The following is a 15,635-nucleotide window of genomic DNA, read 5'->3' as shown; positions in this document are numbered from 1 at the left end:
TCCTTGTTGCATCCGTGGATTAGAAACGGCGAATATTATCCGGATCTTCATAGTCGTTACGAAGTGCCCGATCATCGAGTCCGCGCAATTTGTTCTCGCGGTCGTTTATATCGGACTCTTTATCCAAGCGATCTTGTTCAGGGTCGACGGCTCGGTTCGGGTCATCACCGACCGATTCATTGAACGGTTTCGAATCGACCTCTAAGCCATCAGATGACGGGCGGTCAGAACGACTCGCATCATGTGTGGCATGTTTCCGTTCATTATATGGAGTCGAATCGATTTCAAGACCATCAGCCGTATGGTGGCCTTGATGGCTCGAGTCGTGTCTCGAGTCGTTATAAGGCGTGGAATCGACCGTCAGTCCTTCATTGTGGCGACGTTCGAAATCTTCGTCCACATAAATCAAGATTTTTCCGGCCTCGACGTCGCTATAGTGGCGATTTACCTCTTCTTCGCTCAAGCCCATGTTTCGAAGTCCCGCGTGTACATCCTCATGCCCGCTCAAGAAAGCCCGAACTTTATCGAACCATCCGGTATGGTGCGACGCTTCGGTATGGACGTCTGTCTGACGACGCAAAATTGAGACATTGTCCTCATGCTTGGCGACGACATAGATGTCTGAATCTTTGTAGCCTTTCGCACGCAACTCCTCGACTTTGCCGAGCGCTGCATCTTGCGTGTCATACATGCTGATGAATCGTTTCTCACTCATGTTGGTTTCCTCCTTATAATCGGCGATGGTCTTCTAAGCCAGAATGTCCGCGGACGATTGGGTCCTCTTTCGTGCCGCGCGGTTCCTCGTCATGATCATTGAACGGTTTCGCGTCGAAGGCGATGCCATCCGCTTCCTCCCCTTTATCATGATCGAGCTCACTATCTTTTTTATACATGTTCGGATAGCGTTCGTATGAATGCTTATCGATGTAAAGCAATAGTTTGCCGGCATCAATTGACGTGTAATACTCTTCAGCCTCCGCGTCGCTGAGTCCCATGTTTCTCAACTCATCGCGAATGCGGTCGCTTCCGTGAAGGAACGCTTTCACACGGTCCAACCAGTTGACATCACGAATCCCCGATTCGGCGTTCACATCGGTGTGGTAACGCAAGGCAGAAATTTCCCCATCCCGCTTGGCTACGACGTGCATGTTTTTCTCTGCTTCCCCAGCTTGCTTGAGTTCATTCACCTTATCCATGACTTCTTGCTCATTATGGAATAACCCAATGATTTTGCGATCCGACATGTTGTGCCTCCTTCGTAATCGTTTATTTGTTAAATCGACGTCACGCTATTAGTAATTTCCGTTCTAACAAAGGTTCAAACAAAAAACGCCATCTCAAGGCGAGAATGGCGTCATCAATAATAAATCATCAATGTTTCGTTTCCGAGATGGCATCGCGTGTTCTTCCAAACGAACTCGACGAGTGTCCACATGGCCATGAATCCACTGATCGCGAGCAGAATGAGCGCATACACAGGCGTCAATTGAATCAAGAATGACCATCCGAGCGAGAACAGGATGGGCTGGGTCAGTAAAACGAACCCGACGTATACGGCAATGATGAGCAAGGCGAATAGAATCCGTCGTCCTAACGTCTGAAAGTGATGGCGAAACCGCGTCAAAAGTCCAAACACGGCACCAGTCAACAACACTGGGAGCACGAATCCGAAGTAGTCGAGCGGATAAGGCGTGGCCGGTGCCGTGAACAAGCGCAAACTGAATACGTCATCCATAACGAGCAACAGATTCGCATAAGCGAACGCTAAAATCATGCCGAGCAGCCAACCGAATTGATTCCAGACGCGACGCGATGATTTGATGGCCTCGATTTTTGTATAGGCCAAAAAGGAGACGTCACGCATCTCGACATCTTGAAGCTTGACCTGGACGTCGTTGAGCCGATCGATGGCCCAGTCGAATTCCCGATTGGCTTGAGTTTTCTCATGCGATTTCAATTCTTCTGACGCCTCGATCATCGTATGGTAGCGACGGCGATACTCTTCGTTCGTCGTCGGTTGTTCGATTAAGAATAAGGCATAGTCCTTCGGGTTTTGCTTGGTCAGCCCCTCTAGCGACTGTTCGTTCTTTTCCGCTTGTCGAATATAGCCCGCTAAACTGTCGAGCAACCGATCGGCTTTCGTCTCATCATTGAGCAGGTCGTGCAAGTGCGTTCGGACTTGATCGTAAAACTGTTGAACGATTGGGTCGTTCGATACGTGTGATTTCAGAAAAATTCCTCTCTTCTCATAGTTGGATTATTCCGGGGGTGGGTCGTTATGCGATAGCGTCAATGATTCGAAGTCCCCTTGTTCGATGCTGCGGATGAGAATCTCACTGCCTCCCATATTCGTCGCTAGCGGAATCGAATACACGTCACAGAGACGCATCAAGGCGCTCACATCGGGTTCGTGCGGCTGGGCCGTCAACGGGTCACGGAAGAAAATAATCATGTCTATCTCGCCTCGGGCGACGGCGGCACCGATTTCTTGGTCCCCGCCAAGCGGTCCGGATTGAAAACAATGGACCGGTAAACCGGTCGCCTCGGCGACGCGCTTCCCGGTTGTGCCGGTCGCGAATAATTGATGTTGTTTCAAGACGTGGGCGTAGGCTTTTACGAGCACAATCAAATCATCTTTTTTCTTATCGTGGGCAATCAGGGCGATGTTCATCTTGATTCCTCCTCAAAAGACTTCTTCTTTTAATTCGTATCACATTTACTGGAGAAAGACACGACTTCTTTCTTATAAGAGCACTTTCTAAAAAACGTTTTGACGAGAATGATTTATAGAGGAATAGGAAATAGCAAGGTTTAGGCAGATGAAAATGTTGGTATTTATACAAAGAGTCAAATAAATGAAATCATTTCAAAAAGAGATTGGAGGAAGATGTTAAATGAACGATACTACTTATAACTTCAACACATTCATGTCATGGCTGCCTGAGCTTTTGCTTGCCTTGGTCATTCTTGTCGTCGGATTCATTTTGGCGAAAGTTCTTGAAAATGTGACGCGCAAAGCGCTTCGCAAAGCACGTCTTGACGACCGTGTAGGGGTAAAACAAGAAGGTGAACCCGGAAAGCCTGGAAGAGAGGAAAAGCGGTGGACGCCTGAACGCATCATCGCAAAAGTCGTCTTCTTCGGCGTACTGCTTCTCGCATTCTTAATTATCTTTGAATTCTTGAACGTACCAGCTGTCGCTCAACCGTTCAGTCAAATCTATGCCGGCTTCTCTGGCTTGATCACAGGCGTGATTAAAGCAGGTCTTATCCTGCTCGTCGCATGGATTATCGCCACGCTCTTGAAGAAAGGGATTCAAATGGCAGGTCATCGTCTCAACTTGAACAAGTTGATGGAGAAGACAGGCCAAGAGTCGACTAGTGTCAATCAGACGAAATGGGTTGACACGGTCGCCAATATCGTCTTTTACCTTGTCCTATTGTTAGCTCTTCCAGCGGTACTCGATGCGCTTGGGTTACGAGGCATCAGCGGTCCGTTTGAAGACTTGTTGAACAGTTTCCTTGCCTTCATTCCAAAACTTGTCGCTGCAGCCCTTATCTTCGCGATTGGTTATGTCGTTGCGAAAATCGTCCGCGATATTTTGACGAAGTTCTTGGAAGCGGCAGGTCTTAACCGCTTCGCCGAGAAACTTCACTTGGCTGATTACGTGAAAGGGTCAAGTCTCGCAAAAGCGGTTGGAACGATCGTCTTCATCTTGATTATGATTCCGGTCACGATTTCAGCGCTTGAAGCACTTGATGTTCGTGGAATTTCAGATCCGGCCATCTCGATGCTCAATGATGTCTTGGCGATGATTCCGAATATCATCGTGGCAATCGTCTTGATTCTCGCCGGTGTGTTTATTGCCAAGTGGTTGAAAGGTGTCGTCGTGTCTCTCCTTGAGAACTTGGGCGTCAACTCACTCGCTAGCAAAATGGGTCTCGGTGGCCGCTCAACATCATCGACATCGATTGCACAAGTCATCGGAACCATCGTTCAAATCATCATCATCTTGTTGTTCGTATCAGAGGCACTTCAAGTCGCGAACCTCGACTTTATGGCTTCGCTCGCAACAGCAATCTTCGCATACTTGCCAATGGTCATCGCAGCCATCGTCATCTTGGCGGTCGGTTTCTGGCTCGCGAACATGGCAGAGCGTCTCGTCGGTAGCGTGCTCGTAGATGGAGCTGGCCAACCGAGCGTCTTGCGCCACGTCGCGAAATACGCGATTCTTGGAATCGCTTTCTTCATGGCAATCAGCCAACTTGGCATCGCGCCAATGATCGTCAATACGGCATTCTTGCTCATCCTCGGTGCAGTTGCCCTCGCCTTCGGTCTTGCCTTCGGTCTTGGTGGACGCGAGACAGCAGCTCGCTACTTGAAGAAAGCGGAGAAACGAATTGATGAGACAGAAGTATCGAAAGAAGGTCTCGAGCAAGAAAAAGCCCAAATGAATCAAGAAGCCGAAGCTGCGAAGCAACAGGCGAAACAAGGTGTGGAGCAGTCGAAACGTGAAGCGAATCAAACGAAACAAGAGTTGAAACGCGAAACGAATCGTCCCCAAACCCCACAATCTGATGTGACGAACGTAGACGGTCCAGAGCCGAACCCGTTCCATGACAACATCACACCAGATCAAGATAACCGTTCACTTGATGACAACGAAGGTCCACTTCGTCCATAACAGTGAAGGACGGGTCCCTGTACAGGGGCCCGTTTTGTTTTGCTGTAAAATAGTGTCACTTTTGTCGATATAATAAGAAACAGGTCGGTAAGAAGGCAGGAGTGACATACATATGTTCAAACAGTTTCAACGTACGCTCATTATGAACTACATATGGGGATCAGGCATCGCTGTGTTTGGGGTCGGGGGTCTGTTTATTTTTCAGACGCTCAGTCTTTCCCCGGCCGAGATGCTCATCTTGGCCGTCATCATGGGGTTGTCGGGCATGACGATGATTGGGCTTGAATTACTCCTCTATCGGCGTCACATTCGTCCTATCTATCACGTGTTCCATACGGATGCACCGACCTATGAGGCGTTACAACAAGCGTTCAATCAGACGAGTCACTTTCCAACGTTGACGGTAAAGCGGATTCTTGGTCCGCACTTATTCGGGTTATCCGTTCCAGCGATGAGTTTGACGGCGTTCGCCATTCACCAAGGCTGGATCGACCTCCCGTATCGGTTGATTGGTTTGGCGGCATTCGGCGCCATCTTGATTGCCATCTTACACGCGCTTATCGAATTCTTTTTGACGTACCGGTCGGTGGAAACGCTCTTGCTCCAATTGCAAGAGATGAGCCATCGCCTGCATCAACGTCCGCTGCAAGCGACGTATCGGTCCATCAGCGTCCGAACGAAGTTGTTGATTAGCATGCTCGTCATCGGGGTCTTCCCGGTCGCATTGTTCATTTTAGCGTCAGGAGTGCAGCTGTCGGCGGTAGAACAAGCCGATGCGTATTGGCAGTGGGCGGCTTTGATTTTGGTCGTCATCATCGGAGTTGCGACGTTCAGTAGTTTTTTGTTGTATGACAACATCAAGCGTCCAATCGGGGCCTTGACCGAAGGGGTCGCCGCATTGGATGCCGGGCGGTTGAACACAATCGACAACCCTTACTCCGATGAGTTCGCCCAACTCGTCACCGGGTTCAACCAAATGGTGACGAACGTCACGTACCGTGATCAGGAAAACGAACAACTGTTAAATAGCCTATTTGTTTTGTTCGCCGCGACACTCGATGCCCGCGATTCGTATACGGCCGGACATTCTGAGCGGGTGGCCGCCTATTCAGTCGAATTGGCGCAGGCACTTCAGTTGCCGAATGAACAGATTGAACTGCTCCGCAAATCGGCGTTGCTACACGATATCGGGAAAATTGGGATTCGTGACGATGTGCTGTTGAAAGAAGGAAAGTTGACGGACCATGAGTTCGCCCAGATTCAAGAGCATCCGACAATCGGCATTCATATATTGAATCAAATCGCCTTGCCCGAGTCACTGCAACCGATTATGGCCGGGGTCCGGTCTCACCATGAACGGATTGACGGGCGCGGATATCCGGACGGATTGGTCGGAGAACGTATTCCGCTCTTCGGTCGCATCATGGCGATTGCCGACGCGTATGACGCCATGACATCGGACCGTCCGTATCGGAAGGGGATGCCTGTCGAAAAAGCACTCTCGATTCTCGAGAGTGGACGTGGTACCCAGTGGGATGCCGCATTCGTCGACGTGTTCGTTCAATTACGACGTCAGGCCGTCTCTGCCTAAACAAACAAGTCCGCCCAAATCGGGCGGACTTGTTTGTTAGAGAAACGCATCAACGAGATACACCCCGGCGATGCCGCCGATGACGACGAGCATCAAGTTGGCCCGGAGTAATGCGAGCGCTGCGGCGACCATCCCACCCGCTAAAGCGGACGTGAGACTGTTCGTCGCCTGTAGGATGCCCGGAAAAATCAGGCTGGCGAGCACCGCATAAGGCGTGAACAGTAAAAATCGCTTCAAGAGCGGCGGCAACTTGACGTCCCGGAGCCAAAGCAGCGGAACGAGCCGCGGGATGTATGTGACGAACGCCATGGCAAGGACGAGCAAAAACAGACTGATCATACCTCATCCTCCTTGTATACGAAAGCGCCGATGCCGGCTGCGACCATCGTGGCCAAGATGATGCTCAAACCGGACGACAGCGGGATGAATGGAGAGACGCCGAAGTAGAGAATGGCTTGAGTCAAGACGGCGATTGCAGCTACGACGATGACCGGTTTGCGGGTAAGGGATGGGACGAGTAGGCCGATGAACATGGCGTACAAGGCGATGCCCATACTCGTTTGGACCGAGGCGGGCAAGCCGAAGGCGAGAAAGACGCCAATCCATGTCCCGACGTTCCAAGCCAAGAAGGCAATCATGTTTAGCCCGAGCACAAAGTGGCCGCGCGTCGACTCGTCACGCGTCGAGGCGACACTGAACGTCTCATCGGTCACGCCGAACGCGATGGCGGCCAGAAATCGATTCGAGGTCGTCTCGAGACGTTGGGACAACGACGCCGACATCAGGAAGTGCCGTAAGTTCAGGATGAACGTCGTCAAGATAATCTCCCAATACATCGAACCGGCCATAATCAACTGGACACCGATGAACTGACTGGCACCGGCAAAGATGAATAAGGACATGGCAAGCGTGATGACGTTTGGCATATCGAATGATTTCGCAAGCAGGCCGAAGGCGATGGCAATCGGGATGTAGCCGACGGCGACGGGAATGCCGGCACGCATGCCAGAACGGAAGGCGTCCTTATTCGGAATCGGTGTCATTTGAGAGACCGGGGTTGCCATGAGACCTCCTCCATTTCATAGATGATTTAATGTGGATTCGAGATTGGGTCACGCTTTCCTGCTCGAAACTAAAAAAAATAGGGTATATAAAGGCGATAAGGAGCGTGAATGTATGAGTCGAGCTGAAGAATTTATCGCATCGTATCATCGGATTGAGGATTACTTGAGTCGAGAGATGGGGGACGGCCAGCATTTCAGTTTCAGCAACATGGTTAACCGTCTTGCCAAACATAATCCGATTATTGACAGGTATAAAGAAGATTTACATCAAATGAGTCAGTTGCGGAACGCCATCGTCCACGAACGGCGGGAGCCGGACTTCATCATCGCTGAACCGCATGACTCGATCGTCAATTTGATTCTCGAAGTGGAGAAAGAACTGCTCCATCCGCGTCAAGTCATCCCGCTGTTCCGTAAAATCGTGACGACGTTTGACGCCGACGATTCGCTCGTCGCCGTGCTCGGCGAGATTCGAGACAAGAATTATTCGCAGTTCCCTGTCTATAACCAAGACGGGTCGTGGCGTGGGTTGTTGACGAAAAAAGGAGTGACCAGTTGGCTCGCCGAAACGGTCGACGGGCCGCATGTGTCACTCGAAGGCGTTCAAGTCAAGCACGTACTCCAACACGACCCGCACCGGCGACGGTACCGATTTATCGCGCAAGAGACGTCGGTCATCGAGGCGCACCATCATTTCATTAGTATGAAGGACGGCGTCCGTCTCGATGCCTTGCTCATTACCGAGACGGGACAAGAAGATGAGCCGTTACTCGGGATTATCCGACCACAAGATATTTTATACGTCATCGGTTGAGGCGCCGTGCTCGATGGCGACCTCATATTGAGTGAGCGTGTTTCCGAGGACGATGGGCTTCACTTCAGAAGTGCCGTCGTCCCGTTTTTTGTGGGCATGTTTATACGCACCGCTATCGCGCCAATTCTCAAAGCTCGCCGCGTCGCGCCACGTCGTCATGATGACGACCTGATCTTTCGTCTCATCCGATGTATCCGTCAACACTTGCATCCGGATGAATCCATCCATCGACTCGATGCCTTTCGTCGTTTGGAAACGGGCGGTGACCGCCTCAATCTTCCCTTTTTCAACGTCTAGTTTGTTCATGACAATCCACATGCACATGTCCTCCTCTGCGATATCGTACGGGTTCATTATACATGGAACACGATCGATGCCTCGCTCGAGATGCTCGCATCAACGTTCGGCCCACCACTCCTCGAACGTCCAATTTTGTTGTTTCATCGTTGTCGCTTCTTTCACACCGACGTACCGGAGATGCCATGGCTCGTAGTTGTAACCGGTGATTTTCTCTCTGCCTTTCGGATAGCGGACGATAAATCCGTAACGGTGTGCCTGTTGGAGCATCCATTTGCCTTCTGGGGTCTGGTCGAACGAGGCATAGAGTCCCATCTGCATGCGTGCACTCGTCATATCGACGGCGAGGCCGGTTTGATGCTCACTATATCCAGGACGGGCGACATATTTTGAGGCGTACGCCGTGCCTCGCGTGTTGACCCAATACGTATAAAGTGATTTTTGAGTGGCGTAGGAGCGATAGGCGCTGAGGGAATACAACGTGTGGCCTTCTTTTCGCCCGGCGTAATAGAGGAGGGCTAGCGCGTGAGCGGCTTCAGCGGCCATGAGGGTTCGCTCGCTTCCTTTCGTGTAGACGGTCGGGATGGTCAACGTGACGAGTTGCCGCGAACGATACGTGCTCGAGAGGCCGTGTTGTTTATTGACGAGTCGAATCCGTTCCGCAGGCGCAAGTTTCGGGATGTCAGCTTTCAAGTTGCTCGACGGAGTATAGTAGCGTGTGCCATCGATATAGACGTTTGACCAACTGCGATTATACATCGTGTAACGGACAGGTGTGTTCGTGGACAGCGTCTTGGCGACCGGGGACGCTTGCATGGCCCGCCAGTACAGTTTCGTCGTTTTAATCGTGTAGCCTGGCTGGGGTGACGGGGTTGCGGCGGAAGTGGATATGACGGGAAAGATGAGCATCAGGACGAGGAGTACACGGATGAGTTTCATGAGGATGACCTCCTTTTGAGTCGTTGCTCTTCTTTTCCCTTTTTTTCAAATGATGAAAAGATAACGAATCAGGGAATAAGAGATAAATCGTCTCCGTCTCTTGACCTGAAGCGTGTACTGCCTGAGCCCGATGTGCCGGCAGCCCAAAAAAGATACACTTATCGTGTAGGAAAGAGATGGATCGAAGTATCGAAAGGAGTGAGCGCATATGGAACTCATTTTTGGTTTACCATTGTTATTGCTTGTCCTATTCTTTGCCTTTTTGTATTTCAACATCAAAGGGCTATCGAGTATGTGGAAAGATTACAATCGGACGAAATCGATGATTCCTCTCGGATTCTTCATCATCGGGATTATCGGGATTTTCACCGGCGTCTGGACGTGGCTCGTCATCTTGATTTACTATGCCGTCCGTCCAAAAGCTTGACCGGACACCATGTGCGAAAGTGCATGGTGTTTTTTTGCTATACTGAGGACGAGGTGTTGTCATGGATAAATTGATTAAGGCGTGGTTCATCATCACGCTCATTACGTTTGTGCTTTTTAAGCTAGGTGAGACGATGACCGCCGCTTATACGGAACCGGCGGGCGAGGGGAATCCGTACGTACTCGTTTTGCTGGTCGGTTGGCCGTTCGTCCTTTTGTTCATTTGGATTACGATTCGGCTCGCGCAGCGCACCGTCGCGTCGGTAAACCGTTTGGCGCGAATCGGTCTCTTGGTGGGGAGTCTCGTCATGGCGGGAGTCACTTTCTATATTAACGCCGAGCAGGCTGCTTCGCTCCGCGCAGGCATCCGTGCTTCTGAGAACGCGGCCTATGCGTCAGGGTGGAATCAGTTCACGAACATCATTTATGCGAACCAATTGACGTTTTTCGTTTTGACGGTCAGTTGTATGGCACTTGGAGTGGCGTTTTCCTTCGTCACCCGCAAACAAACGAACGAGGAACGGCTCAACTAGCCGTTCCTCGTTCGTTTGTTTAGCTTAGTTTACTTTGATACAGGAGGGCGTAGCGGTCGGCCGCGATGATGGCATCGGCGACTTGTTCTGGGGTCACATCGAATCCGCTATGAATCGTCTCGCCTTCTGCGGTCGCGGCTTGGCCGACTTTTAGGATGTCCTCGCGGGAAGCATCTTTCAATTTCACGTCTTCAAGCGTGACCGGCAAATCGAGCGCCATATACAAGGCGACGTAGCGGTCAAACTCTGCCTGCGTCCGGCCTTCGAGTGCGAGTTGGACGAGTGTACCGAAGGCGACTTTTTCGCCGTGCGTCAAATGGTGAATGTCGCCATGCAGGGCCGTGAATCCGTTATGGATGGCATGCGCAGCGGCTAATCCACCACTCTCGAACCCGAGACCGCTCAAGAGCGTGTTCGCTTCGACGACGGACTCGAGTGCCGGCGTGACAACTTTGGCTTTTACGGATTCGTAAGCTAAAATCCCGTAATCGAACAGCACTTCTTCACAGCGTTTGGCAATTGCCTCCGCGGCAATGGTCGGGACACCGCCCGCCATCGTTTTTCCCCCAAAGGCGAGGACGCTTCGAACCTCGACCCATGTCGCGAGCGCGTCGGCAATTCCTGAGGCGAGGAAACGAGCCGGGGCCTCAGCAATCAGTTTCGTGTCGACGAGAACCAAATCCGGATTCTTTTTATAGAACCGATACGTCTCAAAGTTTCCTTCATCCGTATAGATGACAGAGAGGGCACTCGTCGGCGCATCCGTCGAAGCGATGGTCGGTACGATCACGATGCGGGCATCTAGTTCGTCAGCGACGGCTTTGGCCGTATCGAGCGTTTTTCCGCCGCCCATCCCGATGACGACTGCGGTATGGCTCTCTGCGGCCGCTTTGGCAATCCGTTCAATCTCGTGACGCGAAGCCTCCCCGACGAAATCAGCCTTCTCAGCGTTGACGCCGCTCGCTTTAAGTGAATCGGTCACCCGCTCCCCAATCAAGCGCCAGACGATGTCATCGGCGATGAGCAGCGCCTGTGACCCGAAGTGACCGACATGGTCCCCAATCCGATCGATTGTATTCTTGCCTTGCACGTACTTGGCTGGACTGATAAATACACGTTCTGACATATTCAACATCCTTTCTGAAGTAACGGTAGCGATAGGGCAACAGTAGATTTGTTCCCGATTCAACCCTAGCTTCAAACAGTCATCCTTGTGACAGCTCCGTGAATCCAACCTGAACATCGTTCACAGCCCACTCATCATCACGAGTAACACAATTAAAACGGCGACGGCAAGAAATCCCCAATCGAGTACGTATTTCATCACAATCGTTCCCTTCTACTATTATGTGATGAGTATAGATGATTGGCAGGCGGACGCCATTTCCAAAATCGGACCAGGTCAAAAAAAGACCGACGTCGCAGGTCCAGAGGTTTGAATGGAGCCAGAGCGGGAACAACTCTTTCGTATGCTTAATTTAGAAGGAGGAATTTTCAATGTCTAAACATGTACTGATTGTCACGACGTCTGCCGATCAATTAGAAAACGGTCACGCGACAGGGCTTTGGCTCGAGGAATTTGCTGCACCGTACCTTCAATTTGAGAAGCAAGGCTATAAAGTCACAGTAGCGAGCATCGAAGGCGGAGACGTGCCAATCGATGCGAACAGCTTAGAGGGCGAATTGCCGCAAGAGGTGTTGGATACGCAGCATCTATTGAAAGATACAGCCCGACTTGATCAAGTGGCGGATGACACGTATGACGCTGTTTTCCTTCCGGGTGGGCATGGGACGGTCGTCGACTTCCCGAACAGTGAGACGCTACAGCGTGTCATCCGTGACACGTATGAAGGTGGAAACGTCGTCGCAGCCGTCTGTCATGGCCCGATCGGTCTCGTCAACGTCAAGTTAAGCAACGGAGAACCGCTCGTCAAAGACAAGCGCGTGACAGGATTCACGGACGCAGAAGAGCGCGAGATGCAGCTCGACTCAGCGGTGCCGTTCCTACTTGAATCAGCAATGCGTGAGCGCGGTGGGAAATTCGATAACGCCGACAACTGGGCCGTCAATGTAGCCGTGGACGAGCGCCTTGTCACGGGTCAGAACCCGCAGTCGTCAGAACAAGTCGGCGCGGAAATCGTCAAATTGCTTGGATAATCGTAACGACAGCTTAGGAATCATTTCTAAGCTGTCTTTTTTTCGGACATATGTCCTTTTCAAAGCGCTCCATCTCACGTACAGTCAGACGAGGAGATAGGAGGGGAACTTGTTTGGGAATTTTATTTGCCGTGCTCTCGGGCACGTTCATCGCGCTGCAAGGTATTTTTAACGCTAAGCTCGGTTACGCGGTCGGCGCCTGGTTGTCGGTCACAGTCGTCCATCTCGTCGGTCTCGTGCTCGCACTCCTCATTTATGCGTTCAAACGGGATGCAGATTTGACAGCGTTTCGGCGCGTGCCTTGGTATTACAGCCTCGGCGGGTTGTTCGGAGTCTTCGTCGTCTTCGGGGAATTGACAGCCATTCAACAGCTCGGTGTCACGTGGGCCATTTGCGTCTTGCTCGTCGCCCAATTGATTGGCGCATTCTTGATTGATGTGAACGGGTGGTTCGGTGTGAAGCAGAAACCTGTCAATCAAGGTCAGCTTATGGGGCTCGCTTTAATGATCATCGGGATTGGGATTTACACGTTCACGTAAGGAGGAGCCAGATGAGAGTAGAAACAGCGTTAACACGGCTCGGGTGGGCCCATCTGTTTTCAGGACAAACGTTAGAGGCGTCGACAATCATGACCTATCCGTCCGGGGCGATGCTCTGCACGAATGGTAACCCGATTGAGTCACTCTTCGTCGTGTTGTCGGGACGTGTCAAAATCTATACGTTAAGCGAGGAAGGCAAGTTGCGCTTACTGCGTTTAAAGATGGCCCCGACGTTGATTGGAGATATCGAATATGCGAGTGGACGCAACGTTCTCCACACGGTCGAGACGGTCGGCCCGGTGACGTGTCTGCGCATCCCATTCGATGTGTTGCGCACACATAACAGGACGATTGAATTTACGGAGCACCTTCTCCGCGGCGTGTCTGATAAGTTGTTCATCGAGGCGAACGCCTCATCGAACCATCTCATGTCGACGCTCGAAGAACGGTTGGCGGGTTATCTCGTCTCGCTCAGCGAGTCAGGGAATGAGTTGTTCCAAGATGAGATGAGTCAGTTGAAGCGAAAAGAAGTCGCGGAATGGCTCGGGACGAGCTATCGCCATTTGAACCGGACGTTACAGGCATTCGCGGATGAGGGACTCGTCGAGAAAACACGGACGCAAGTGACGATTTTAGATGCGACTCGATTAAAAGAACGTGCCAATGGCATGTTGTACGAATAAGGAGGCAATTCATGATAGTAGGAATTATTTGTTCGGCAGTGGCCGGTGCGTTCATTAGTGTCCAAGCGGCGGTTAATGCAAAAATGAACATCTATTTAGGCGCCTGGGCGACGACGGTGCTCGTCTTTATTGTCGGGCTAATCGGTTCGCTGATCCCACTCATTTTATTTGGCGGCAATCTGCAGGGACTGTTTGATATCTCTCCGATTTACGCGCTCGGCGGTCTGCTCGGTGTCGGTGTCGTCTTCTGTGTCATGCGAAGCATTCAATTGCTCGGACCGACCTTATCGGTGTCGATTATTCTCGTCTCTCAATTGATTTGGGCACTTGGTGTCGACTTGTCCGGAGCGTTCGGAATGCCACAGTTGTCATTGTCCCCAGGTCAGGTCATCGGACTGATGGTGCTACTTCTCGGTGTCATCGTCTTCAAGCAGTCACAAGCAACGGCTCTTCAGCAAGAAAGTTCAAACGAAGCGACTTCACGTTGAAGTGGCTTCTTTTTGAGCAAAACGGGTACAGGTGGATAACGAATCTCTGATAGGATAGAGAGGGAAGCAGTACGAAATATACGTAGAGGTGATGAAAACGGTGGATTCTTCCATAGTAATCGATTTACTGATTGTTTTATTCTTGATTGTGTTGAACGGGATTTTCGCGATGACGGAGATCGCGCTCATCTCGTCTAAACCGGCCAAACTTGAAGTCGAGGCGAACCGCGGTAAGCGCAGTGCCGAAATCGCACTCAAGTATTCAAAAGATCCGACCGACCTGTTATCGACGGTCCAAGTCGGAATCACGTTAATCGGGATCATTAACGGTGCCTATGGGGGTGCGCGTTTCTCGGCACCGCTCGGCGAATTGTTCGCGGAGCTCGGAATGAGTGCCCAATACGCACCGACCGTCGGTTACGTCGTCGTGGTCACGCTCATCACGTACTTGTCGCTCATCATTGGTGAGCTCGTGCCGAAACGAATTGCCCTCGTTGCACCGGAAAAAGTGACGATGGCCATCATTCCAGCGCTGGACGTGTTCAGCAAAGTGATGCGACCGTTCATTTGGATTTTATCGAAATCGACGTTGTTCCTCTTTAAACTGCTCGGCTTGAAAGCAGAACAATCGAGTGGCGAGACGGAGCTCGAGATTAAACAGCTCTTATTCGAAGGGGCTCAACAAGGGGCGTTCGCTCACGAAGAAGTACAACAGGTCGAGCGCGTGTTTGCGTTCCATGACCAGTTGATTTATGAGTTGATGCAGCCGCGGACGACGCTCGAATGGGTCGACCTCGAAGATGATATGGACGATATCAAGAAATCGATTTATGAGAGTAAACACAATAAACTCCCGGTCGGTCGCGATACGCTCGATGAATTCGTGGGCTATATCGATGTCCGCGATATTTTGACCTTGCCGACGCTTCGGGAGCCATCGCAAATCTTGAAACGAATCAAACAACCGCTCGTCGTGCCAAAACAGCGAGAAGCGAGCCAAGTCTTGCAGATGATGCAAAAGAACGGCGTCGAGATCGCCTTCGTGCTCGATGAGTATGGTGGATTCCTCGGAATGGTCACGTTGTTCGATATCCTTGAAGAAATCGTCGGCGAAGTGATGATCGAAGAAGAGACGCCGGAAGTCGTGCGCCGTGAAGACGGATCGTACTTGGCAGACGGCCTCCTCGGAATTGAAGATTTAAAACGGACGTTCGGGATTCGAGATAATCGTTTCGATGAAGGACGAAGCTCGTATCATACGCTTGCCGGTCTCGTCATTTACGCGCTCGGGGACTTCCCGAAGCGAGGTGATGTCGTCGAGGCGTACGGACTCCGGTTCGAAGTCGTCGATATGGACGGAAAACGTGTCGACCAAGTACTCGTATCTGAATTGCCAGCAACCGAAATAGAAGAAGACTGACG

At 51.2% G+C, this 15,635-nt stretch carries 19 protein-coding genes; 10 read left to right on the top strand and 9 right to left on the bottom strand.

Annotated features, from left to right (window positions below; all coding sequences use genetic code 11):
- Positions 1–19: 19 nt before the first annotated feature.
- The 4 genes from KNP81_RS04320 to mgsA all read right to left on the bottom strand — a co-directional run bounded on the left by KNP81_RS04320 (position 20) and on the right by mgsA (position 2,671).
- Complete coding sequence (locus KNP81_RS04320) at positions 20–715, bottom strand: YflT domain-containing protein (RefSeq protein WP_214718661.1); 696 nt, start codon at positions 713–715, stop codon at positions 20–22.
- A gap of 13 nt (positions 716–728) precedes the next feature.
- Positions 729–1,244, bottom strand: coding sequence for a YflT domain-containing protein (locus KNP81_RS04315; RefSeq protein WP_029596367.1), 516 nt, complete (start codon positions 1,242–1,244; stop codon positions 729–731).
- 113 nt (positions 1,245–1,357) lie between these two features.
- Positions 1,358–2,167 carry a hypothetical protein gene (locus tag KNP81_RS04310; RefSeq protein WP_251130268.1) on the bottom strand — a complete coding sequence of 270 codons (810 nt, stop codon included), beginning with the start codon at positions 2,165–2,167 and terminating at the stop codon, positions 1,358–1,360.
- Positions 2,168–2,257: 90 nt separating this feature from the next.
- Positions 2,258–2,671 carry a methylglyoxal synthase gene (mgsA, locus tag KNP81_RS04305; protein WP_214718660.1) on the bottom strand — a complete coding sequence of 138 codons (414 nt, stop codon included), beginning with the start codon at positions 2,669–2,671 and terminating at the stop codon, positions 2,258–2,260.
- A 223-nt stretch (positions 2,672–2,894) separates the two neighbouring features.
- Between mgsA and KNP81_RS04300 the strand changes: the two genes are divergently transcribed.
- Both KNP81_RS04300 and KNP81_RS04295 read left to right on the top strand, forming a co-directional pair.
- The gene (locus KNP81_RS04300) at positions 2,895–4,682 is read left to right on the top strand and encodes a mechanosensitive ion channel (RefSeq protein ID WP_214718659.1); all 1,788 of its coding nucleotides are present in this window, start codon (positions 2,895–2,897) and stop codon (positions 4,680–4,682) included.
- 112 nt (positions 4,683–4,794) lie between these two features.
- Complete coding sequence (locus tag KNP81_RS04295) at positions 4,795–6,273, top strand: HD-GYP domain-containing protein (protein ID WP_214718658.1); 1,479 nt, start codon at positions 4,795–4,797, stop codon at positions 6,271–6,273.
- A 36-nt stretch (positions 6,274–6,309) separates the two neighbouring features.
- Here the strand turns inward: KNP81_RS04295 and KNP81_RS04290 are convergent, their stop codons facing one another.
- Both KNP81_RS04290 and KNP81_RS04285 read right to left on the bottom strand, forming a co-directional pair.
- Positions 6,310–6,612, bottom strand: coding sequence for an AzlD domain-containing protein (locus KNP81_RS04290; protein WP_214718657.1), 303 nt, complete (start codon positions 6,610–6,612; stop codon positions 6,310–6,312).
- A complete protein-coding gene (locus tag KNP81_RS04285) occupies positions 6,609–7,337 on the bottom strand; it encodes an AzlC family ABC transporter permease (RefSeq protein ID WP_214718656.1) in 729 nt (242 codons plus the stop codon). Before KNP81_RS04285 ends, KNP81_RS04290 begins: the two co-directional genes overlap by 4 nt.
- A 112-nt stretch (positions 7,338–7,449) precedes the next feature.
- Between KNP81_RS04285 and KNP81_RS04280 the strand changes: the two genes are divergently transcribed.
- Positions 7,450–8,151, top strand: a complete 702-nt coding sequence (locus tag KNP81_RS04280; protein ID WP_214718655.1) for a CBS domain-containing protein — start codon at positions 7,450–7,452, stop codon at positions 8,149–8,151.
- On the opposite strand, the gene KNP81_RS04275 is transcribed toward KNP81_RS04280, so the two are convergent.
- The gene (locus KNP81_RS04275) at positions 8,134–8,469 is read right to left on the bottom strand and encodes an antibiotic biosynthesis monooxygenase (protein ID WP_214718649.1); all 336 of its coding nucleotides are present in this window, start codon (positions 8,467–8,469) and stop codon (positions 8,134–8,136) included. The genes KNP81_RS04280 and KNP81_RS04275 overlap by 18 nt on opposite strands.
- 78 nt (positions 8,470–8,547) lie before the next feature.
- Positions 8,548–9,387 carry a M15 family metallopeptidase gene (locus tag KNP81_RS04270; RefSeq protein WP_214718647.1) on the bottom strand — a complete coding sequence of 280 codons (840 nt, stop codon included), beginning with the start codon at positions 9,385–9,387 and terminating at the stop codon, positions 8,548–8,550.
- 208 nt (positions 9,388–9,595) lie between these two features.
- Between KNP81_RS04270 and KNP81_RS04265 the strand changes: the two genes are divergently transcribed.
- Positions 9,596–9,814 (top strand): hypothetical protein, encoded by a 219-nt coding sequence (locus KNP81_RS04265; protein ID WP_021067968.1) that lies wholly within the window; start codon positions 9,596–9,598, stop codon positions 9,812–9,814.
- A 61-nt stretch (positions 9,815–9,875) separates the two neighbouring features.
- On the top strand, positions 9,876–10,346 hold the full coding sequence (locus KNP81_RS04260) for a hypothetical protein (RefSeq protein ID WP_214718645.1): 471 nt from the start codon (positions 9,876–9,878) through the stop codon (positions 10,344–10,346).
- Between the two features lie 19 nt (positions 10,347–10,365).
- Here the strand turns inward: KNP81_RS04260 and KNP81_RS04255 are convergent, their stop codons facing one another.
- Entirely contained in the window at positions 10,366–11,472 is a 1,107-nt protein-coding gene (locus KNP81_RS04255; protein ID WP_214718643.1) for a glycerol dehydrogenase, read from the bottom strand.
- A gap of 371 nt (positions 11,473–11,843) precedes the next feature.
- Between KNP81_RS04255 and KNP81_RS04250 the strand changes: the two genes are divergently transcribed.
- From KNP81_RS04250 to KNP81_RS04230, 5 genes are all read left to right on the top strand, one after another.
- On the top strand, positions 11,844–12,503 hold the full coding sequence (locus KNP81_RS04250) for a type 1 glutamine amidotransferase domain-containing protein (protein ID WP_021067971.1): 660 nt from the start codon (positions 11,844–11,846) through the stop codon (positions 12,501–12,503).
- 113 nt (positions 12,504–12,616) lie between these two features.
- Positions 12,617–13,042, top strand: coding sequence for a DMT family transporter (locus KNP81_RS04245; protein ID WP_214718641.1), 426 nt, complete (start codon positions 12,617–12,619; stop codon positions 13,040–13,042).
- Positions 13,043–13,053: 11 nt separating this feature from the next.
- Positions 13,054–13,725 carry a Crp/Fnr family transcriptional regulator gene (locus KNP81_RS04240; RefSeq protein WP_214718639.1) on the top strand — a complete coding sequence of 224 codons (672 nt, stop codon included), beginning with the start codon at positions 13,054–13,056 and terminating at the stop codon, positions 13,723–13,725.
- Between the two features lie 11 nt (positions 13,726–13,736).
- Positions 13,737–14,213, top strand: coding sequence for a DMT family transporter (locus KNP81_RS04235; protein WP_214718638.1), 477 nt, complete (start codon positions 13,737–13,739; stop codon positions 14,211–14,213).
- A gap of 91 nt (positions 14,214–14,304) precedes the next feature.
- A complete protein-coding gene (locus KNP81_RS04230; RefSeq protein ID WP_214718636.1) occupies positions 14,305–15,633 on the top strand; it encodes a hemolysin family protein in 1,329 nt (442 codons plus the stop codon).
- Positions 15,634–15,635: the final 2 nt, after the last annotated feature.

The sequence above is a fragment of the Exiguobacterium sp. s149 genome (assembly GCF_018618395.1).
Taxonomy (GTDB): Bacteria; Bacillota; Bacilli; order Exiguobacteriales; family Exiguobacteriaceae; genus Exiguobacterium; species Exiguobacterium chiriqhucha.
Note: the sequence above shows the minus strand (reverse complement) of the source record. Positions and strands in the feature narration are given on the sequence as shown.